This is a genomic window from Acidovorax sp. 100 (assembly GCF_003688355.1).
GTDB lineage: Bacteria > Pseudomonadota > Gammaproteobacteria > Burkholderiales > Burkholderiaceae_C > Acidovorax > Acidovorax delafieldii.
This window is the reverse complement of the sequence record NZ_REFD01000001.1, coordinates 1,302,100-1,316,983: the sequence shown is the minus strand read 5'-3', so window position 1 is coordinate 1,316,983 and position 14,884 is coordinate 1,302,100. Positions and strand designations below refer to the sequence as shown.

At 66.8% G+C, this 14,884-nt stretch carries 12 protein-coding genes; 9 read left to right on the top strand and 3 right to left on the bottom strand.

From position 1 onward, the window contains the following. The first annotated feature begins 75 nt into the window (after window positions 1-75). Both C8C96_RS06200 and C8C96_RS06195 read left to right on the top strand, forming a co-directional pair. Entirely contained in the window at window positions 76-882 is an 807-nt protein-coding gene (locus C8C96_RS06200; protein ID WP_121941773.1) for an AraC family transcriptional regulator, read from the top strand. 98 nt (window positions 883-980) lie between these two features. Then, window positions 981-1,592, top strand: a complete 612-nt coding sequence (locus C8C96_RS06195; protein WP_121941772.1) for a LysE family translocator — start codon at window positions 981-983, stop codon at window positions 1,590-1,592. Between the two features lie 28 nt (window positions 1,593-1,620). Here C8C96_RS06195 and C8C96_RS06190 read toward each other — a convergent pair whose 3' ends face one another. Then, a complete protein-coding gene (locus C8C96_RS06190) occupies window positions 1,621-4,893 on the bottom strand; it encodes a carboxyl transferase domain-containing protein (protein ID WP_121943899.1) in 3,273 nt (1,090 codons plus the stop codon). 87 nt (window positions 4,894-4,980) lie between these two features. Further along, on the bottom strand, window positions 4,981-6,591 hold the full coding sequence (locus tag C8C96_RS06185) for an AMP-binding protein (protein WP_121941771.1): 1,611 nt from the start codon (window positions 6,589-6,591) through the stop codon (window positions 4,981-4,983). 155 nt (window positions 6,592-6,746) lie between these two features. On the opposite strand from C8C96_RS06185, the gene C8C96_RS06180 reads away from it, so the two are divergent. The 3 genes from C8C96_RS06180 to ltaE all read left to right on the top strand — a co-directional run bounded on the left by C8C96_RS06180 (window position 6,747) and on the right by ltaE (window position 9,966). Continuing rightward, the gene (locus C8C96_RS06180; RefSeq protein WP_121941770.1) at window positions 6,747-7,397 is read left to right on the top strand and encodes a TetR/AcrR family transcriptional regulator; all 651 of its coding nucleotides are present in this window, start codon (window positions 6,747-6,749) and stop codon (window positions 7,395-7,397) included. Between the two features lie 56 nt (window positions 7,398-7,453). Continuing rightward, complete coding sequence (locus tag C8C96_RS06175; RefSeq protein WP_056059897.1) at window positions 7,454-8,701, top strand: branched-chain amino acid ABC transporter substrate-binding protein; 1,248 nt, start codon at window positions 7,454-7,456, stop codon at window positions 8,699-8,701. 194 nt (window positions 8,702-8,895) lie between these two features. After that, a complete protein-coding gene (ltaE, locus tag C8C96_RS06170; protein WP_121941769.1) occupies window positions 8,896-9,966 on the top strand; it encodes a low-specificity L-threonine aldolase in 1,071 nt (356 codons plus the stop codon). A 6-nt stretch (window positions 9,967-9,972) separates the two neighbouring features. Here the strand turns inward: ltaE and C8C96_RS06165 are convergent, their stop codons facing one another. After that, complete coding sequence (locus C8C96_RS06165) at window positions 9,973-10,692, bottom strand: YggS family pyridoxal phosphate-dependent enzyme (RefSeq protein ID WP_121941768.1); 720 nt, start codon at window positions 10,690-10,692, stop codon at window positions 9,973-9,975. 37 nt (window positions 10,693-10,729) lie between these two features. Between C8C96_RS06165 and C8C96_RS06160 the strand changes: the two genes are divergently transcribed. From C8C96_RS06160 to C8C96_RS06145, 4 genes are all read left to right on the top strand, one after another. After that, window positions 10,730-11,773, top strand: a complete 1,044-nt coding sequence (locus C8C96_RS06160) for a type IV pilus twitching motility protein PilT (RefSeq protein WP_015012257.1) — start codon at window positions 10,730-10,732, stop codon at window positions 11,771-11,773. A 67-nt stretch (window positions 11,774-11,840) separates the two neighbouring features. After that, window positions 11,841-12,476, top strand: coding sequence for a Crp/Fnr family transcriptional regulator (locus C8C96_RS06155; protein WP_015012256.1), 636 nt, complete (start codon window positions 11,841-11,843; stop codon window positions 12,474-12,476). A 58-nt stretch (window positions 12,477-12,534) separates the two neighbouring features. Then, a complete protein-coding gene (locus C8C96_RS06150; RefSeq protein WP_056059906.1) occupies window positions 12,535-13,671 on the top strand; it encodes a PilT/PilU family type 4a pilus ATPase in 1,137 nt (378 codons plus the stop codon). A gap of 99 nt (window positions 13,672-13,770) precedes the next feature. Next, a complete protein-coding gene (locus tag C8C96_RS06145; protein ID WP_056059909.1) occupies window positions 13,771-14,685 on the top strand; it encodes an NAD(P)-dependent oxidoreductase in 915 nt (304 codons plus the stop codon). Window positions 14,686-14,884 lie beyond the last annotated feature (199 nt).

Sequence of the window (14,884 nt, the reverse complement as noted above, 5' to 3'; positions counted from 1 at the left end):
TGTGAAACTGAGGGAGGAAAAAGGGACGATCAGGTCAGCTTATCATGGCCCCGCGCCACCCCAAGGCCGCGCGCCATGCAGCAAAAACCCTTCCGATTCCTGCCCACCGCACTGCCCGGCATCGAAGCGATGCAGGCCGACTCCCGCCTCGTCTTCGGCAGGCACATGCACTTGCAGTTCGGCCTCGGCGTGATCGAGCGGGGTGCGCAGAAATCGGCCAGCGGCCGGGGGATTGTGGAATCGGGCCCAGGCGACACCATCACGGTCAACCCCGGAGAAGTCCACGATGGCATGCCGCTGGACGAGCGTGGACGCGCCTGGCGCATGCTCTACCTGGAGCCCGCCCTGGTGGCGCCATTGGCGGCAGAGGTGCATCCGGGCCCGCTCGGCTCCGCCTTCGAATTCCATGCTCCGACGATGCGCGATGCGCGGCTGGCGACCCAGGTACTGGCGCTGTTCGACGCGGCCACCCACCGCCCCAACCACTCGGCCGCAGCGCTGCATGTGGAGGAATGCCTGTTGCGGGTGCTGAGCGGCCTGCTGCGACCAAAGGGCCACCAACAATCCGCCGCGTCCATCGCCAGGGCTCGCACCATGATGGACGACGATCCCACCGCGCCCTGGAGTCTCGCGCAACTGGCCGATGCAGCAAGTTTGAGCCGCTACCAGCTCGTGCGCCAATTTGCCCAGGCCACGGGCCTGACGCCGCACGCCTACCTGCTGCAGCGCCGACTGCAGCTTGCGCGCCATCTGATGGGTGCGGGTACGCCCCTGGCTGATGTCGCCGCAGCCAGTGGCTTTGCCGACCAAAGCCACCTGACGCGCCTCTTCACGCGCAGCTTTGGCATCACACCGGGCGCCTACGTTCGCGCACGCGGCTGACAGCCCGGACCCTGCAATTTCGTTCAAGACCGTTGTGCGGGGGTTGGCGGATGCTGCGGGCATCGCCACTTCACACCGCCACCGCGCGGCCTCTCGCCATGGGCATCGAATTTCTCATCACCTCTCTCATCGTGGTCGTCTCGCCGGGGCCAGGAACCCTGCTGACCGTGGCGGCCGGACTCTCGGGCGGCGCGCGAGCCGCCGCCGTGACGGCGCTGGGCTGCACGCTCGGCATCGTGCCGCACCTGCTGGCGGCGATCACCGGGCTGGCCGCACTTCTCAACGCCAGCGCTACGGCATTCGAAGTCCTGCGCTACGCGGGGGTCGCCTACCTGGTCTACATGGGCTGGGCCACGTGGCGCTCGCCCGCCACACTGGAGGTTCGAACTGACGCACCCGCACGCACAGCCGGTGGGCGTATCGCGGAAGCCATGCTGATCAACCTGCTCAACCCCAAGCTGTCGCTGTTCTTCCTCACCTTTCTGCCGCAGTTCATTGCACCGGGTGAAGCGCAGCCCGCGTGGCGCATGGTCCAGCTCTCGCTGGTCTTCATGGCCATGACCTTTGTGGTGTTCTTGGGCTATGGCGTCTTTGCCGCCCGGTTTCGTGACCAGGTGCTGCAGCGCCCCGGCGCGCTGGTGTGGCTGCGCCGCGGCTTTGCGGCCGCGTTTGTCGGGCTCGGCGCAAAGCTCGCCCTGATGCACCGATAGGCACCACCGTGCCAGGTGCCGTGCTGCTTCACCAGGTATCGATACAACGTGGACCCAGCGGAGCCACCTGCGCCGACGCCAGCCCCCGCGCCAGCCAGGCCCGCGTGTCGGCCGGGTCGATCACCGCGTCGATCTCCAGCGTGGCGGCCATGTGCATCGCCTCGCCGTTGGCGTAGGACTTGGCCAGCAGCTTGGCAAACAGCGCGTCGCGCTCGGCGCCCTCGGGCAGCGCCTCCAGCTCCTTGCGAAAGCCCAGGCGCACCGCGCCTTCGAGCCCCATGGCGCCGAACTCGCCCGTGGGCCAGGCCACGGTGAACACGGGCGCATGGAAGCCCCCGGCCGTCATGGCCATGGCGCCCAGGCCGTAACCCTTGCGCAGCACCACGCTGAAGGTGGGTACACGCAGGCTGGCGGCGGTGACGAACAGGCGGCTCACGTGGCGCACCTGGGCCGTGGCTTCGACCTCGGGGCCGACCATGAAGCCGGGCGTGTCCACCAGGCTCACGATGGGCAGACCATGCGCGTTGCACAGCTGCATGAAGCGCGCGCCTTTGTCGGCCGCGTCGGCGTCGATGGCGCCACCCAGGTGCTGCGGGTTGTTGGCCAGCAGGCCCACGGGGCGACCTTCTATGCGCGCCAATGCGGTGTGGATGCCTGCGCCAAAGCCGGTGCGCAGCAGCAACAGGCTGCCCTCGTCCACCAGGCCCGCCATCGCCGCGCGGGTGTCGTACACGCGCAGGCGGTTCTCGGGCACCACGGCGCGCAGCAGGCGCTGGTCGGGTGCGGACCACTGGGATGTGCGGCCCTGGAAGAACGACAGGTAGTGGCGCGCGGCCTGCACCGCCCCGGCTTCGTCCTCCACCAGCACGTCGATCACGCCATTGGCATGCTGCACGCGGCTGGGGCCGATCTGCTCGGGCTTGAAGACGCCCAGCCCGCCACCTTCGATCATGGCCGGGCCGCCCATGCCGATGTTGCTGGCGCGCGTGGCAATGATCACGTCGCTGCAACCCAGCAGCGCCGCGTTGCCCGCAAAGCAGCGCCCGGCGGCGATGCCGATGACTGGCACCTGGCCCGACAGCGCCGCGTAGCTGGCGAAGGTGTGCACATGCAGCCCCGCCACCACGGGCATGTCGGTGTCGCCCGGGCGCCCGCCGCCGCCCTCGGCAAACAGCACCACGGGCAGCTTCTGCGCCAGCGCGATGCCGAGCATGCGGTCGGTCTTGGCGTGGTTGCGCGCGCCCTGGGTGCCCGCGAGCACGGTGGCGTCGTACGACATGACCACGGCGCGGGACTGCTCGGGCCCGAAGATTGCGCCGTTGATGCCGCCAATGCCCGTGACCATGCCGTCGGCGGGCGTGTTGGCGATGAGGTCTTCCTTGCTGCGGCGGCGCGTCTGCGCGGCGATGGCGAGGGCACCATATTCGATGAAGCTGCCGTCGTCGCACAGGTCGGCAATGTTCTCGCGCGCCGAGCGGCCGCCTTGCGCGTGGCGCTTGGCCATGGCGTCGGGGCGCGCGGCGTCGAGCGTGAAGGCGTGGCGGTCGATCACGCGTTGCAGGTCGGCGCGGATGTGGTCGGGGTCGTGCGCAGCGCTGCCCTGCACTTCGACATCGGCCGCATCGTCCACAGCCTCCAGCACCAGCAGCGGCTGCCCCTGCGCGACGTAGGCACCGGCCACGGCCAGCAGCGCGCCGACGCGGCCCGCGTGTGGGGCCAGCAGCACATGCTCCATCTTCATGGCTTCAAGCACGGCCAGCTCGGCGCCTGCGGCGACCAGGTCGCCCTCGGCCACGCTCAGCTGCACCAGGCGGGCGGGCATGGGGGCCAGCACGGCTCCTTCCGGCGCTTCAGAGGCAATACGCAAGTCTTTTTGCCCTATAGCGCTAGTCGAATCTGCCTTGATAGCTATATTTTTTGTAGCAATCAGAAGCTCTGGCAGCACCGACTCCAGCCAGCGCGTGTGCACCTGCTGACTCTCCATTTCGGGCCGTGTTGCCAGCGCCTGCAACAGCGCGAGGTTGGTGGCCACACCGTCGATGCGGCACTCGGCCAGCGCGCGCTGCGAGCGGCGCAGCGCATCGGCAAAACGCGGGCCGCGCGTATGCACGATGAGCTTGGCCAGCAGCGTGTCGTAGTGCGGCGACGGCGTGGCGCCTGCTGCGCCGTGCGTGTCCACGCGCACGCCGGGGCCTGCGGGCAGGTCAAAGCGGCTGAGCGTACCGCTGCCCGGGGTGGCGTTGCCCTGTGCGTCCAGCGTCTCGGCGTTGATGCGCCACTGCACGGCAAAGCCCAACACGGCAGGCGGTGCGGCAGGGTCGAGGCCGATGTCCTGCAACGTGCGGCCCGCGGCCAGCGCAATCTGAGCCTGCACCAGGTCCACGCCGGTGACCTCTTCGGTGATGGTGTGCTCCACCTGCAGGCGTGGGTTGCATTCGATGAAGACAAACGGCAGGTCGCTCGACGCCAAGTCCACCAGAAACTCGAAGGTGCCCAGGCCTTCGTACTGCACCGCCCGCGCCATGGACAGTGCGGCGGTGGTGATCCGCTCGCGCAGCACTGCGGGCAGCGAAGGGCTGGGCGCGATCTCCACCACCTTCTGAAAGCGCCGCTGCAGCGTGCACTCGCGCTCGCCCAGCGCGATCACCTCGCGCCCATCGCCCAGCACCTGCACCTCGATGTGGCGGGCGTTGCCCATCAGGCGCTCCACGTACACGCCGTCCACACCAAAGGCGGCCTGCGCCTCGCTGCGGCAGCGCGCGTAGGCAGCGGGCAAGTCATCGGCCGACGCCACCGCGCGCATGCCGCGCCCGCCGCCGCCACCGATGGCCTTGATGACGATGCCAGCATGGGCGTGCAGCTCAAAGAAGGCCTGCGCCTCCAGCAGCGTCACCGCCGCCTGCGTGCCGGGCATGAGCGGCACGCCCTGCTGCTGCGCCAGCGCACGGGCCTGCGCCTTGTCGCCGAACAGCGCCAGCTGCGCGGGCGTGGGGCCGATGAAGCGCAGCCCGGCGTCGGCGCACGCGCGGGCGAAGTCGGCGCGCTCGCTCAAGAAGCCGTAGCCCGGGTGCACGGCATCGCAGCCCTGCGCCTGGGCAATGGCGATGAGGCGCGCACCGTCCAGGTACGCCGCCGGGCCGGTGGCGCCCAGCGCCACGGCCGCACTGGCTGCGTGCACATGGGGGCTGGCGGCGTCATCGTCGGCATACACGGCCACACTGGCAATGCCCAGGTCGTGCAGGGCGCGCACAGTGCGCAGTGCGATTTCGCCCCGGTTGGCAACCAGCACTTTGGTGAACAGAACAGAAGATGGCATGGGGCAGTCGCTCTATTTTTTATAGCTGCCAGCGCATATTCATCAGGCGCCAGCAGCCAATTTCTCATTCAATCACGCAATATCCCGAAGCAGGCGGCGCAGCACCTTGCCCGCGCCCGTGGCGGGCAGTGCGTCGATGAAACGCACCTCGCGCGGGGCCTTGTAGGGCGCCATGTTCTCGCGGCACCAGGCCACCAGGCTAGCGGCGTCCACGTCTTGCCCGGGCTTCTTGACGATGAAGGCGCGCACCACCTCGCCCTTTTCCGCATCGGGAACGCCAATCACTGCGGCCTGGGCCACGGCGGGGTGCTTGATGAGCAGGGTCTCGACCTCTTCGGGGAACACGCTGTAGCCCGACACCTTGATCATTTCCTTGAAACGGCCGATGAAGGTGACATAGCCATCCGCATCAATTTTTCCCATGTCGCCGGTGTAGACCCAGCCATCCCGCAGCGTCTTGGCCGTGGCCTCGGGCTTGTTCCAGTAGCCCTTGAAGTTGCCGGGGCCGTGGATGGTGATCTCGCCCACCTCGCCGGTGGGCAGCGGCGCACCGGTGTCGGGGTCGACGATGCGCAGGGTGTTGCCCGGCACGGGCTTGCCCTGGGTACCCCAGCGGATCGCGTCCACCGGCATGGCGGTGTCCACGGTGTGCGTTTCGGACAGCCCATAGGCCGCCTCGTGGGAGATGCAGTTCGGCGCGAACTGCTGCCACTGCAGGGCCAGCGCCTCGGTGAAGGTGATGCCGAAGCTGGTGACTGGGTTGCGGCGCAGCGCGCTCCAGTCCATCTCGCGTGCGCCGGGCACCTGCATGAGCGCGCCATTCATGGGCGCGATGCTGTACCACCAAGTCACGCGGTGGCGCTCCAGCGCCTGGGCCACGCCCAGCGGGTCAAAACGGTACAGCAGCACGGCAGTGGCGCCGGTGTAGACCGGCAGGTTCACGCCCATCACCATGCCGGCGATGTGGTACAGCGGCGCCACCGCCAGCAGCGTTTCGTGCGGTGTCATGCCATTGCAGTCCGCCGATGCAGCGGTCTTGAACGTGGCATTGCCGTAGCTCAGCATCGCGCCCTTCGGCAACCCGGTGGTGCCCGAGGTGTAGGTCATGAGCGAGATGTCATCCATCGACCAGGCCACGGGCACAGGCCGCGCACCGGTGCGGGTGGCGGCCAGGAAGTCTTCGCAGCCCGCTGGCACCGGCGCCATGGCGGCGCGCATGGCCAGCAGCTCGGCCGGTACGTCGATGCTGGGCGAGCCCTCGGGCAGCAGCTCGGCATAGCGCACCACAAACACCTGCTGCAGCGCGGTCTTGGCGCGCACCTTGTCCACCACGGGCAGCAGCACATCGGCCGCGACGATCACGCGCGCCTGCAGGTCGGTGAGCTGGTATTCCAGCTCATGCTCCTTGTTCAGCGGCCCGCAAGGGCAGACGATGGCGCCGATCTTCTGGATGCCGTAGTGCGCCATCACGTACTGCGGGCAGTTGTTCATGAACAGCGCCACGGGCTCGCCCTTGGCCACACCCAGCGCCTGCAGGCGCGCGGCAAATGCATCACTGGCCGCATCAAGCTGCGCCCACGTGAGGGGCTGGCCGTACCAGAGGTAGGCGATGTGGTCGGGCGTTTCGCGCGCGTGGCGGCGCAGGTGTTCGTGCAGCGGCAGCTGCGGTGCGGCAGAAGGCATGGCGTTGTCTCCGAGGTGTCTGGAATCGCTGGTTCTTGGCGGCTACTCAGGGTTTTCTCTGAGCGCCCTCACCCGCCAGCGTCTTGCCAATATATACCGCTCGGTAGAACAATGCTACCCATGGGTATAACTTCAACGTCGCGCAAAGGACACCGATGAACCAGCAGCCCCCCGTTCAGGCCAGCGGCCGCCAGAAGGCCGCCACGGCCGGGTCGGACGAGAAGCGCGAACGCATCTTGCGCGCAGCCGAGGCGCTGTTCGATGCGCAGGGCTACGCCAACACCACCATCGAGCAGATCGTGCAGCAGCTGGGCGTGACCAAGCCCTTTGTGTACTACTACTTCCGCAACAAGCAGGAGATCTTCGAGACGCTGTCGTGGGCGCCTGCCGTGGCATGTTTCACTGCGATGGACTTTGCGGCGGACGATGACCGGCCTGCCCATGTGAAGGTGACGGAAGGCATCGAGCGGCTGATCCGCGCCACGCTGGAGCACCACCCCTCGGCCTTCTTCCCGTACCGCGAGCCGCAGGTGTACCGGCCCGAGTACCTGGCGGCGCAAAAGGACCTGGCGAACCACTTCTACGACCGGCTGTGCGCGCTGCTCGAACAGGGCCGCCAGGACGGCATGTTCGAGTTCAACGACACCAAGATCACCGCCCTGGCCGCCTGCAGCCTGCCCGGCTTTCTCTACAACTGGTACCGCCCTGACGGCCGCCTGTCGCAAGACGAAGTGGCGCAGGAGCTGGCGCAGCTGGCCTGGCGTGTGCTGGGGCTGCGGCGAACCCGCAAGCGCAACCCGGCATGACGCGAGCAGCTGCGCGGCCCCCTTCCCAAGCACAACAACCACCGAAGACAAAACCCATGAAAACCGTGTTCCTCACCCCCCTGGCCGCTGCGGCGGCCCTGCTGATCGGCACAGCCGCCAGCGCGCAGGAGACCTTCAAGGTCGCCTACATCGACCCGCTGTCGGGCCCGTTCGCCAATGTGGGCGAGCTGATGCTCACGCACACGCAGTACGCCATCGAGGACATCAACGCCAAGGGCGGCGTGCTCAAGGGCACCAAGCTGCAGCTGCTGCAGTTCGACAGCAAGCTCTCGGCGCAAGAGAGCCAGAGCGCGCTGCAGGCCGCCATTGACCAGGGGGCCAAGGCCATCGTGACGGGCGGCTCGGGCTCCTCCGTGGTCACGGCGCTGGTGCAGGCGGCAGCGCGCCACAACCAGCGCAACCCGGGCAAGGAGATCCTGGTGCTGAACCACTCCTCCATCGACCCCGAGCTGACGGGCAAGGCCTGCAACTTCTGGCACTTCCAGTTCGAGGCCAACACGGCCATGAAGATGAAGGCCATCGCCAACTACATCAAGAAGCAGCCGGACATCAAGAAGGTGTACCTGCTGAACCAGGACTACGCGCACGGCAAGCAGTGGGCGCACTATGGCCGCGAGATGGTGGGCCTGGCGCGGCCCGACATCCAGTTTGTGGGCGAGGCGCTGCACCCCATCGGCCGCGTGAAGGACTTTGCACCCTACCTTGCCAAGGTCAAGAGCACGGAGGCCGACTCGGTCATCACCGGCAACTGGGGGCAGGACATGACGCTGCTGCTCAAGGCGGCGGGCGATGCGGGCTACAACCTGCGCTACTTCAACCACAGCGCGGGCTCCATCCCCGGCACGGTGCTGGCGGTGTCGCAGGCCAAGCAGGGCCAGTTGACCTGGGTGGCCGAATGGCACCCCGGCCAGGCCGACACCCCCAAGGTGGATGCGCTGGCCAAGACCTACAAGGCCAAGACGGGCAAGGACTTTCTCGCGCCGCGCATCGAGATGACGCCGCGCTTCCTCGCCGCAGCCATCAACAAGGCCCAGTCCACCGACCCGGTGAAGGTAGCCCGTGCGCTGGAAGACCTGACGCTCGAATCGGTGGTGGGCCCCGTGCGCATGCGCGGCGAAGACCACCAGCTGCTGCTGCCCCAGGTGGTCAACACCATCGCGCCGGTGGACGGCAAGGCCGTGAAGGTGGGCTGGGAAGGCACGAACTATGGCTTTCGCACCGATGCCGCCTACACCGGCAATGAGCTGGCGCAAGGCACGGATTGCAAGATGAACAGACCGTAGCCCCCCTGAGTCGCCTTCGGCGCCTTCCCCCTCGGGGGGACGACGCCCTCGCTGCGGGGCGGCCCTTGCTCGGCGTCCCTGACCTAGGCAGCGCCCATTTCGCCGGCCGAGGGCATTGCAGCCGCAGGGGATGCCAACGCGACTAATATGGCCGGCCATTGCATTCATTGACCCGACCCACAAGGACCGCGCCCATGCCCGACTTTCGCAGCGACACCGTCACCCAGCCCACGCCCGCCATGCGCGAGGCCATGTTCCAGGCCCCGCTGGGCGACGATGTGTTTGCCGACGACCCCTCGGTGAACGCACTGCAGGACCATGCCGCCGAGCTGCTGGGTTTTGAGGCCGCGCTGTTCGCCCCCTCGGGCACGCAGACCAACCTGATCGCGCTGTGGGGCCACTGCCAGCGCGGCGACGAGGCCATCGTGGGCCAGAGCTGGCACACCTACCGCTGGGAGGCGGGCGGCATGGCCGTGCTGGGCTCCATCCAGCCCCAGCCGGTCGAGACCCAGCCTGACGGCACGCTGCGCGTGGCCGACATCGCGGCCGCCATCAAACCGGACGACCCGCACTTCGCGCGCACCCGCCTCGTGGTGCTGGAGAACACGACCGGCGGCCAGGTGCTGCCGCCCGCCTACATCGCCGAGGTGGCGCAACTGGCGCGCAGCCGGGGGCTGGCCATGCACCTGGACGGCGCACGCATGTTCAACGCCGCCACGGCCAATGCCGCGCGCAACGGCACCGATGTGTATGCGGAAGCGCGCGCGCTGTGCAGCCACTTTGATTCCGCATCGCTGTGCCTGAGCAAGGGCCTGGGTGCACCCGTGGGCTCGCTGGTGCTGGGCTCGCGCGACTTCATCCGGCAGGCGCGCCGCACCCGCAAGATCCTGGGCGGTGGCATGCGGCAGGCGGGTGTCCTGGCGGCTGCCGGCCACTACGCGCTGCAGCACCATGTGCGGCGCCTGGCGGAAGACCACGCCCGCCTGGACCGGCTAGCCCAAGGGCTGGCCGAAGCCAACCGCAGCCACCCCGTGCTGCAGGGCAAGCTCAACGTGCTGCCATGGCAGACCAACATCCTCTTCACCGACCTGCACGCAGAGGTGGCCCCAGCCTTCACCGCCTGGCTGGCGCAGCACGGCGTGCGCGTCACCAGCAGCCTGTATGGCGGCGCCACCCGGCTGCGCTGGGTGACGCACCTGGATGTGAGCGAGGCGGATGTGACAGCGGCGCTGGACTGCGTGGCGCGCTTCACGCTGCCGGGCTGAGCCCGCTCAGGCAGCGGGGTAGGTCCGTCCACCAAACACGCCGGTGCCCACGCGCACCAGCGTGCTGCCTGCCTGAATGGCGGCCTCCAGGTCGGCCGTCATGCCCAGGGACAGGGTGTCAAACTGCCCCAGGCTTGGCTCTCCCACTGCCGATATCTCGTCAAATAGCCTTCTGGCGCTAGTGTGGATTGCCAATTGCGCTTCAAATTCAGGAGCATGGTCCGGAATGCTCATGAGTCCTCGCACCACCAGTCGTGGCAGTTTTGCGACAGCGCGCACCAGATCCAGGGCCTCGGCCGGGGCCACGCCCGACTTGGTGGGCCCACCGTCGATGTTGACCTGGATACATACCTGCAGCGGCGGCAGGTGATCGGGCCGCTGGGCCGACAGGCGCTCGGCGATCTTGAGCCGATCCACCGTGTGCACCCAGTCAAAGTGCTCGGCCACCAGGCGGGTCTTGTTGCTCTGGATAGGGCCAATGCAGTGCCACTGCAGCGCCACGCCGCGCAAGGCAGCCCGCACGGCGGCAATCTTGTCCACGCCCTCCTGGATGTAGTTCTCGCCAAAGGCGCGCTGGCCTGCGGCCACCGCCTCCAGCACTGCATCGGCGCCAAAGGTCTTGGAAACGGCCAGCAGGCCCACCTGGCCCGGGTCGCGCCCGGCAGCCCGGCACGCCTGGGCGATCCGGCCCATAACCTGTTGGAGGTTGTTAGCAATCGTGGTCATAATGTTTGGCAAGCGTACCAAACGATAGAGGGACTCCGTGGACATTACCCAATTGCTCGCGTTCAGCGTGAAGAACAAGGCCTCCGACCTGCACCTCTCCGCCGGTCTGCCGCCCATGATCCGGGTCCACGGCGACGTGCGGCGTATCAACGTCGATGCGCTGGACCACAAGACGGTGCATGCCATGGTGTACGACATCATGAGCGACGCGCAGCGCAAGACGTATGAAGAGTTCCTGGAGGTGGACTTTTCCTTCGAGATCGAAGGCCTGGCCCGCTTCCGCGTCAACGCCTTCAACCAGAACCGGGGCGCGGCCGCCGTGTTCCGGACGATTCCGAGCAAGATCCTGACGCTGGAGCAGCTCAACGCCCCCAAGATCTTCGGCGACCTGGCCTTGAAGCCACGGGGCCTGGTGCTGGTGACCGGCCCCACGGGCTCGGGCAAGTCCACCACGCTGGCCGCCATGGTCAATTACCTCAACGAATCCGAATACGGCCACATCCTCACGGTGGAAGACCCGATCGAATTCGTGCACGAGTCCAAGAAGTGCTTGATCAACCAGCGTGAAGTCGGCCCGATGACGCTGTCGTTCGCGGCGGCCCTGAAGTCCGCACTGCGCGAAGACCCGGACGCCATTCTGGTGGGCGAAATGCGCGACCTGGAAACCATCCGCCTGGCCATGACGGCTGCTGAAACGGGCCACTTGGTGTTCGGTACGCTGCACACCTCGAGCGCCGCCAAGACCATCGACCGGATCATCGACGTGTTCCCCGCCGAAGAAAAGGAAATGGTCCGTGCGATGTTGTCCGAATCGCTGCAGGCCGTGATCTCGCAAACGCTGTGCAAGACCAAGGACGGCTCCGGCCGCGTGGCGGCGCACGAGATCATGCTGGGCACCAGCGCCATCCGCAACCTGATCCGCGAGGCCAAGGTGGCGCAGATGTACTCCACCATCCAGACCAGCAACAGCGTGGGCATGCAGACACTGGACCAGAACCTGACCGACCTCGTGCGCCGCAACATCATCAGTCCGGCCGAAGCACGCAGCAAGGCCAAGATCCCCGAGAATTTCCCCGGCTGAGCCCCCGACAGCACACCCCCATGAACGACTTTGCGGCCCCTGCAGGCGCCGCATACCGGAGCGCGATATGAAAGGCATTTTGAGCCTTCTGAAAATGAAAGCCCGCAGCGGCAAGCCATCGGACGACCACACGGATTCCGTGCTGTTCTCCACCGCGTTTGCGGGCCAGGGTGTGGACGACTCCATGCTGGTGCCCTGGGAGGCGCGCGCCGTGGAAGTGGGCGCCAAGCGCCTGCCTACCAGCCGGGGCGGCAAACTGCTGCAAGGGCTGTGGGCCAAGGACAAGTACATGGCGCACCTGGACAAGGACGCCGTGGAGCGCATGGAGCGCTTTTTTGAATTTGCGGCCGTTCCGTCCAATCGCGACGTGATTCGCCAGGATGAGTACGGCAACTTCATGGTGGTGCTGCTCACCGGCACCATCGCCGTGGACCGCGTGCAGCCTTGGGGCGAACAATTGCGCCTGGCCGAGACACGCCCGGGGGACATCCTGGGCGAGATGTCACTGCTGGACAGCGGCATCCGCTTTTCGGCCTGCACCACACTCACCGACTGCGAGATCGCCGTGCTCTCCGCCGAGGCCATGGACGACATGATGACCAAGGATCCGCAACTGGCCGCCAGCCTGATTGCCCTGCTGGCGCGCAAGCTGTCGCTGCGCCTGCGCGTGGTGAGCGCACGCCTGAGCGACAACCAGAAATGATGCACCTATCCACGACACAAGATCGTCCGGCAGACGACCACCCCCGGGAGAACTTCTGATGGAACGCGATCAGGCCAGTAAATTCATCAATGACCTGCTCAAGCTGATGGTGAGCCGCAACGGCAGCGACTTGTTCATCACGGCAGAGTTTCCACCCGCCATCAAGGTCGATGGCAAGGTGACCAAGGTGTCGCCGCAACCCCTCACGTCCAACCACACGCTCACGCTGGCGCGCGCCATCATGAGCGACAAGCAGGTGGCGGACTTCGAGCGCACCAAGGAGTGCAACTTCGCCATCTCGCCCGCTGGCATCGGGCGCTTCCGCGTCAACGCTTTCATCCAGCAGGGCAAGGTCGGCATGGTGCTGCGGACCATTCCGCTCACGCTGCCCACCATCGACGGCCTGGGTGTGCCGCAGGTGCTCAAGGAAGTGACGATGACCAAGCGCGGCCTGTGCATCCTGGTGGGTGCCACGGGCTCGGGCAAGTCCACCACGCTGGCCGCCATGGTGGACTGGCGCAACGAGAACTCGTTCGGCCACATCATCACGGTGGAGGACCCCATCGAATTTGTGCACCCGCACAAGAACTGCGTGGTGACGCAGCGTGAAGTGGGCTTGGATACCGACAGCTGGGAAGCAGCGCTGAAGAACACGCTGCGGCAGGCGCCCGACGTGATCCTGATGGGCGAAATTCGCGACCGCGAGACCATGGAGCATGCGGTGGCGTTTGCCGAAACCGGGCACTTGTGCCTGGCCACGCTGCACGCCAACAGCGCCAACCAGGCGCTGGACCGGATCATCAACTTCTTCCCCGAAGAGCGCCGTGCCCAGTTGTTGATGGACCTGTCGCTCAACCTGCGCGCCATGGTGTCGCAGCGCCTGATCCCCAAGCAGGACGGCAAGGGCCGCGCCGCAGCGGTGGAGGTGATGCTCAACACCCCGCTGATCTCCGACCTGATCTTCAAGGGCGAGGTCTCCGAGATCAAGGAGATCATGAAGAAGAGCCGCAACCTGGGCATGCAGACCTTCGACCAGGCGCTGTTCGATGCCTACGAGGCCAATGTCATCAGCTACGAAGACGCGCTGCGCAATGCCGACTCGCTCAACGACTTGCGCCTGCAGATCAAGCTCAACAGCCAGCGCGCCAAGTCACCCGACCTGGCACAGGGCACCGAGCATTTCGCGATCGTTTGACCCCAGAGCCAGGTCCACACACCTTCGCGCAGCTTCACCCGCCCTCCTGGGCGGGTTTTCGTTTTCACGCATACTTTTGCATCATCTTGCCGTCACACCATGCCAAGCACTAACCCCCGCAATTACGACACCACTCCCTCCCGCAAAGTCGCCTTTCTGGGCCTGGGCGTGATGGGCTATCCCATGGCAGGCCACCTGGCGCTGGCTGGCCATGAAGTCACTGTGTACAACCGGACCGCTACCAAATCCGTAGCGTGGTGCGCAGAGTATGCGGGCACCAAGGCTCCCCAGCATGCAGCCACGCCCCGCGAGGCGGCGGCAGGCGCCGACATCGTGTTCTGCTGTGTGGGCAATGACGACGACCTGCGCTCGGTCACCCTGGGCGCGGACGGTGCCTTCGCTGGCATGAAGCCCGGCGCGATTTTTGTGGACCACACCACGGCCTCGGCCGAGGTGGCCCGCGAGCTGTATGCGGCCGCCCAGGCGCTCGGCCTGCAGTTTGTGGATGCGCCCGTGTCCGGCGGCCAAGCCGGCGCTCAGAACGGCCTGCTGACCGTGATGTGCGGCGGCGATGCCGCAGCCTTCGAGGCTGCTCAGCCCGTGGCCATGGCGTTCTCGCGCGCCTTCACGCTGCTGGGTGCCAGCGGCTCGGGCCAGTTGGCCAAGATGGTCAACCAGATCTGCATCGCCGGGCTGGTGCAGGCCCTGTCGGAAGCCGTGGCGTTTGGCCAGAACGCCGGGCTGGACATGAAGCAGGTGCTGGAAGTGATCGGCAAGGGCGCTGCCCAGAGCTGGCAGATGGACAACCGTGGCAAGACCATGGTGGACGGCAAGTTCGACTTTGGTTTTGCCGTGGACTGGATGCGCAAGGACCTGGGACTGGTGCTGGACGAAGCCAAGCGCAACGGATCACGCGTGCCGGTGACGGCACTGGTGGACCAGTTCTATGCCGATGTGCAGAAGATGGGCGGCAACCGCTGGGATACGTCCAGCCTGATTCAGCGCTTGAAGTAACCCCCTCAGCCGCCTGCGGTGTCTGCCCCGACAAAGGGCAGGCCTGGCGGTCGTACAAAGCAGGCGTCGTCGCAGCCTCACCCCCGGGTGCAACGCCGGCGACGTGTGGCAGCGTTGCGGAGCCCCAGCGCTGCGCTGCAAGAAAAATGTCCCAGACCACGCGCTGCGGTCTGGGACTTTGACCCTCCGGTCTGAACCC